At 63.0% G+C, this 5,786-nt stretch carries 7 protein-coding genes; all 7 read left to right on the forward strand.

Annotated features, from left to right (window positions below; genetic code table 11):
- Positions 1 to 80: 80 nt before the first annotated feature.
- The 7 genes from NTCA1_RS28915 (at position 81) to NTCA1_RS27735 (ending at position 5,716) form a co-directional block, all read left to right on the forward strand.
- Positions 81 to 500 (forward strand): transposase, encoded by a 420-nt coding sequence (locus NTCA1_RS28915; RefSeq protein WP_159832449.1) that lies wholly within the window; start codon positions 81 to 83, stop codon positions 498 to 500.
- Complete coding sequence (gene tnpB, locus NTCA1_RS28920; RefSeq protein WP_236549617.1) at positions 497 to 850, forward strand: IS66 family insertion sequence element accessory protein TnpB; 354 nt, start codon at positions 497 to 499, stop codon at positions 848 to 850. Before NTCA1_RS28915 ends, tnpB (NTCA1_RS28920) begins: the two co-directional genes overlap by 4 nt.
- Before the next feature lie 154 nt (positions 851 to 1,004).
- The gene (locus NTCA1_RS27715; RefSeq protein WP_159832453.1) at positions 1,005 to 2,531 is read left to right on the forward strand and encodes an IS66 family transposase; all 1,527 of its coding nucleotides are present in this window, start codon (positions 1,005 to 1,007) and stop codon (positions 2,529 to 2,531) included.
- A gap of 81 nt (positions 2,532 to 2,612) precedes the next feature.
- A complete protein-coding gene (locus NTCA1_RS27720) occupies positions 2,613 to 3,173 on the forward strand; it encodes a UPF0149 family protein (RefSeq protein ID WP_255490650.1) in 561 nt (186 codons plus the stop codon).
- Positions 3,174 to 3,265: 92 nt separating this feature from the next.
- Positions 3,266 to 3,685 (forward strand): transposase, encoded by a 420-nt coding sequence (locus NTCA1_RS28925; RefSeq protein ID WP_159832452.1) that lies wholly within the window; start codon positions 3,266 to 3,268, stop codon positions 3,683 to 3,685.
- On the forward strand, positions 3,682 to 4,035 hold the full coding sequence (gene tnpB / locus NTCA1_RS28930; protein WP_236549617.1) for an IS66 family insertion sequence element accessory protein TnpB: 354 nt from the start codon (positions 3,682 to 3,684) through the stop codon (positions 4,033 to 4,035). Before NTCA1_RS28925 ends, tnpB (NTCA1_RS28930) begins: the two co-directional genes overlap by 4 nt.
- 154 nt (positions 4,036 to 4,189) lie before the next feature.
- The gene (locus NTCA1_RS27735) at positions 4,190 to 5,716 is read left to right on the forward strand and encodes an IS66 family transposase (protein WP_159832453.1); all 1,527 of its coding nucleotides are present in this window, start codon (positions 4,190 to 4,192) and stop codon (positions 5,714 to 5,716) included.
- The last annotated feature ends 70 nt before the right edge of the window (positions 5,717 to 5,786 follow it).

Genomic DNA, 5,786 nt, shown 5'->3' on the forward strand with positions numbered 1-5,786 from the left:
GCGTAAGCGGTAAAGATCCCCCACATTTTCAGATGCTCCGAGGTTGGTAAGTTTCGCCGCAATGAATGGCGAGGTTACCAGTGAGAGATGAAACTGATTTCGAAACATGTTTCGATACGAACGCCCCGGGTCCGGTGCAACGGCTTGACGTGATCGAAAGCCCGCGGGGCAAGCGGCACTGGACGCCCGAGGCGCGGGCGCAGATCATCGCGGAAAGCCTTGAGCCGGGTGCCAATGTGTCGGCGGTGGCGCGCCGTCATGGGCTGTTTCCGCAGCAGTTGTACACATGGCGGCGCGGATTGCGGGAGCGCGCGGAGGCAATGACCTTTGTGCCGGCGATGGTCGAGCCCGGGAAGGTCGACGAGTTGTCCAGCGCGGCAGTGCCATCAGTGAGCGGCCAAATCATCATCGAGGCAAGCGGGCTGTTGATCCGCATCCCGCCCGACGTGAGCGCGGATCACATCGAACGGGTGTTGTTGGCCGCGCGGGTGAGCGCGTGATCATCCCGCCCGGCCCCCTGAAGGTACTGGTCGCAACGCAGCCCGTGGACTTCAGGAAAGGAATGGTGGGCCTTGCCTCGCTGGTCGAGCGCGAGCTCAGGCTCGATCCCTTCTCAGGCATGTTGTTTATCTTCCGGGCACGCAGGGCGGACCGGATCAAACTCCTGGTCTGGGACGGCACTGGGCTGGTGCTGGTGACGAAGCGATTGCACGATGGGAACTTCCGTTGGCCACGCCCGGGAGACGGGGTGATGAAGCTGTCGGCGGCGCAAGCCTCGGCGCTGATCGAGGGGTTGGACTGGTCGCGCGTGCACGTGCCGCGCGTGCCCAAACCGCTTCATGCGCAGTAGGCCGCATGCCTGATTCTGCTTGGCGCAAGGCTGTTCCTCGCGGGGCAAAATCCCCTAGAATGCAGGTGTGGCGGCGCATCCAGAACTCCCCGCAGCGACCGGCGCAGAAGCCGGATACGATGAGCTTCCCGACGACGTCGAGCAGCTCAAGGCGATGTTGCTGGCCGAGCGCGCCCGCGCAGCCCGGCTCGAGCATATCCTCAAACTGATCAACCGCACGACCTTCGGCAAGCGTTCGGAGAAGCTTCCTGCCGATCAGCTCGCACTCGCGCTGGAAGACCAGGCCGTGGCCCTTGGTGAGGCCCAGGGCCTGCAGAATAAGACAGACGAAGAAACCGAGCGTCATGGCCTCGTGCCTCGCAAACGCCGGCCCGCCGATACACAGCGCGCATCGCTGCCGGCGCATCTGCCGCGCTTCGAGGTGGTGATCGAACCCGACAGCCTGGAATGCGCCTGTGGTGGCACGCTGCACAAGATCGGCGAGGACCGTGCGGAACGGCTCGACATCATCCCGGCGCAGCACCGCGTCATGGTGACGATCCGGCCGCGCTATGCATGCCGGTGCTGTACCGATGGCGTACACCAGGCCCCGGCACCGGCGCGCGTGGTGCCAGGCGGCTTGCCGACCGAGGCGCTGATCGCCGATGTTCTCATCAACAAATACTGCGACCACCTTCCGCTTTACCGCCAGTCGAAGATCTTCGCGCGGCAGGGCATCGAGATCAGCCGCGCCACGCTGGCCAACTGGGTCGGCCGGGGCATTGCGGCGCTGCTGCCGATCGTCGAGCGGATGCGCGTGGATGCACTTGCTCGATCACGGCTGTTCGTCGACGAAACCACCGTCAAGGTGCTGGCACCGGGGACCGGCAAGGCCAAAACCGGCTACATGTGGGTCATCGTCTGTGACGACCGGGCGCATGGGGGTGCCGATCCACCGCTGGCGCTCTACACTTATATGCCCGGCCGCGGAGCCAAATGGGCCAGGCAGTTGCTGGGGGCCTACCAGGGCATCCTGCAGGTCGATGCCTGGCAAGCCTACGACCAGTTCGGCAAGGATGACCGCGCCAATGCTGGCGTCTGGAAATCCTACTGCTGGGCGCACCTGCGACGTAAGTTTGTCGACGCGGGCAGCGATGCTCCGATCGCTCAGGATGCGTTGCAGCGCATCGCCGAGATCTACCGCATCGAGAAAGACATCCGCGGTCGCCCGGCCGAGGAGCGCCTCGCTGCCCGGCAGGAGCGAAGCCGTCCGCTGGTCGATAAGCTCCACGCCTGGTTCACTGTCACCAGCCCCCGCATAATGGCCGGTTCGGCGACGAGCGACGCGATGAAATATGCGCTTAAACGTTGGGCAGGCTTCAGCCGGTTCCTCGACGACGGACGGATCGAGCTCGACAACAACACCGCCGAACGTGCCATCAGGCCAGTGACTCTCCAGAGAAAAAATGCGTTGTTCGCCGGCCACCAACTCGGCGCCGAAAACTGGGCTGCGATCGCCTCGTTGGTCGAAACTTGCAAGATGCTGGACCTTGAGCCCTACGCCTACCTCTCCGATGTCCTCGCCCGGATCATCAGCCGCTCCGACACCGATCCGATCGACGATCTGCTCCCATACAACTGGGTCAATACAAACGCCGGGCAAACCATGTTCGAAATAAGCAACATCGTCACCGCTGCTTGATTACCGAAATTACATCGCCAAACCTGCCGCGGCGGTTCAACCGCAACGTGGAGGATTTTTACCGCTTACAGAAGAGCGCGCATCCTCACGCATGAAAAGCTTGAGGAATGGCTGGCCACTCGCGAGCATCCGATGCCGGGAGTATCGATGATCGACGGCTATCTCACGGCACTCGTCGTATCGCCCCAGTTCATTCCTCCTGAAGACTGGCTGCGTCCCATAGTCGGAGACGGCATCGCCTGGGCGCCGGATGGCAGTATCGAGGAGGCCGTGCGCAACACGATCTTCCAGCGGTATAGCCAGATTGGCGCGACCCTGTCCGGTGGTCCGAAACGCTATGCCCCCATCTACATGCGCACGGACGCCGGCGAAGTTCTCCTGGAGGACTTCGCCAATGGCTTCTACCTCGGCATGCGGCTCAGCATCGACGAATGGAAGCCGCACATATCCAATCCGGAAATTGGCCACCCACTGACCGCCATCCTCGGCCATTGCACGGAAATGATGCCCGAGGATCAACGCCAGAACGCACTACGCGGCCAGGCCGGCGAGATCCTTGCCCAGTCCTGGAAAGTCGTCCCAGAGCTCATCGAAATGCTTCACGTCAGAATCGGCGGCGCCCGAAACGTCGAAATCCGATAATAGCCAGAGTCAACGTAAGCGGTAAAGATCCCCCACATTTTCAGATGCTCCGAGGTTGGTAAGTTTCGCCGCAATGAATGGCGAGGTTACCAGTGAGAGATGAAACTGATTTCGAAACATGTTTCGATACGAACGCCCCGGGTCCGGTGCAACGGCTTGACGTGATCGAAAGCCCGCGGGGCAAGCGGCACTGGACGCCCGAGGCGCGGGCGCAGATCATCGCGGAAAGCCTTGAGCCGGGTGCCAATGTGTCGGCGGTGGCGCGCCGTCATGGGCTGTTTCCGCAGCAGTTGTACACATGGCGGCGCGGATTGCGGGAGCGCGCGGAGGCAATGACCTTTGTGCCGGCGATGGTCGAGCCCGGGAAGGTCGACGAGTTGTCCAGCGCGGCAGTGCCATCAGTGAGCGGCCAAATCATCATCGAGGCAAGCGGGCTGTTGATCCGCATCCCGCCCGACGTGAGCGCGGATCACATCGAACGGGTGTTGTTGGCCGCGCTGGTGAGCGCGTGATCATCCCGCCCGGCCCCCTGAAGGTACTGGTCGCAACGCAGCCCGTGGACTTCAGGAAAGGAATGGTGGGCCTTGCCTCGCTGGTCGAGCGCGAGCTCAGGCTCGATCCCTTCTCAGGCATGTTGTTTATCTTCCGGGCACGCAGGGCGGACCGGATCAAACTCCTGGTCTGGGACGGCACTGGGCTGGTGCTGGTGACGAAGCGATTGCACGATGGGAACTTCCGTTGGCCACGCCCGGGAGACGGGGTGATGAAGCTGTCGGCGGCGCAAGCCTCGGCGCTGATCGAGGGGTTGGACTGGTCGCGCGTGCACGTGCCGCGCGTGCCCAAACCGCTTCATGCGCAGTAGGCCGCATGCCTGATTCTGCTTGGCGCAAGGCTGTTCCTCGCGGGGCAAAATCCCCTAGAATGCAGGTGTGGCGGCGCATCCAGAACTCCCCGCAGCGACCGGCGCAGAAGCCGGATACGATGAGCTTCCCGACGACGTCGAGCAGCTCAAGGCGATGTTGCTGGCCGAGCGCGCCCGCGCAGCCCGGCTCGAGCATATCCTCAAACTGATCAACCGCACGACCTTCGGCAAGCGTTCGGAGAAGCTTCCTGCCGATCAGCTCGCACTCGCGCTGGAAGACCAGGCCGTGGCCCTTGGTGAGGCCCAGGGCCTGCAGAATAAGACAGACGAAGAAACCGAGCGTCATGGCCTCGTGCCTCGCAAACGCCGGCCCGCCGATACACAGCGCGCATCGCTGCCGGCGCATCTGCCGCGCTTCGAGGTGGTGATCGAACCCGACAGCCTGGAATGCGCCTGTGGTGGCACGCTGCACAAGATCGGCGAGGACCGTGCGGAACGGCTCGACATCATCCCGGCGCAGCACCGCGTCATGGTGACGATCCGGCCGCGCTATGCATGCCGGTGCTGTACCGATGGCGTACACCAGGCCCCGGCACCGGCGCGCGTGGTGCCAGGCGGCTTGCCGACCGAGGCGCTGATCGCCGATGTTCTCATCAACAAATACTGCGACCACCTTCCGCTTTACCGCCAGTCGAAGATCTTCGCGCGGCAGGGCATCGAGATCAGCCGCGCCACGCTGGCCAACTGGGTCGGCCGGGGCATTGCGGCGCTGCTGCCGATCGTCGAGCGGATGCGCGTGGATGCACTTGCTCGATCACGGCTGTTCGTCGACGAAACCACCGTCAAGGTGCTGGCACCGGGGACCGGCAAGGCCAAAACCGGCTACATGTGGGTCATCGTCTGTGACGACCGGGCGCATGGGGGTGCCGATCCACCGCTGGCGCTCTACACTTATATGCCCGGCCGCGGAGCCAAATGGGCCAGGCAGTTGCTGGGGGCCTACCAGGGCATCCTGCAGGTCGATGCCTGGCAAGCCTACGACCAGTTCGGCAAGGATGACCGCGCCAATGCTGGCGTCTGGAAATCCTACTGCTGGGCGCACCTGCGACGTAAGTTTGTCGACGCGGGCAGCGATGCTCCGATCGCTCAGGATGCGTTGCAGCGCATCGCCGAGATCTACCGCATCGAGAAAGACATCCGCGGTCGCCCGGCCGAGGAGCGCCTCGCTGCCCGGCAGGAGCGAAGCCGTCCGCTGGTCGATAAGCTCCACGCCTGGTTCACTGTCACCAGCCCCCGCATAATGGCCGGTTCGGCGACGAGCGACGCGATGAAATATGCGCTTAAACGTTGGGCAGGCTTCAGCCGGTTCCTCGACGACGGACGGATCGAGCTCGACAACAACACCGCCGAACGTGCCATCAGGCCAGTGACTCTCCAGAGAAAAAATGCGTTGTTCGCCGGCCACCAACTCGGCGCCGAAAACTGGGCTGCGATCGCCTCGTTGGTCGAAACTTGCAAGATGCTGGACCTTGAGCCCTACGCCTACCTCTCCGATGTCCTCGCCCGGATCATCAGCCGCTCCGACACCGATCCGATCGACGATCTGCTCCCATACAACTGGGTCAATACAAACGCCGGGCAAACCATGTTCGAAATAAGCAACATCGTCACCGCTGCTTGATTACCGAAATTACATCGCCAAACCTGCCGCGGCGGTTCAACCGCAACGTGGAGGATTTTTACCGCTTACG

The sequence above is a fragment of the Novosphingobium sp. TCA1 genome, from assembly GCF_009811895.1.
GTDB lineage: Bacteria > Pseudomonadota > Alphaproteobacteria > Sphingomonadales > Sphingomonadaceae > Novosphingobium > Novosphingobium panipatense_A.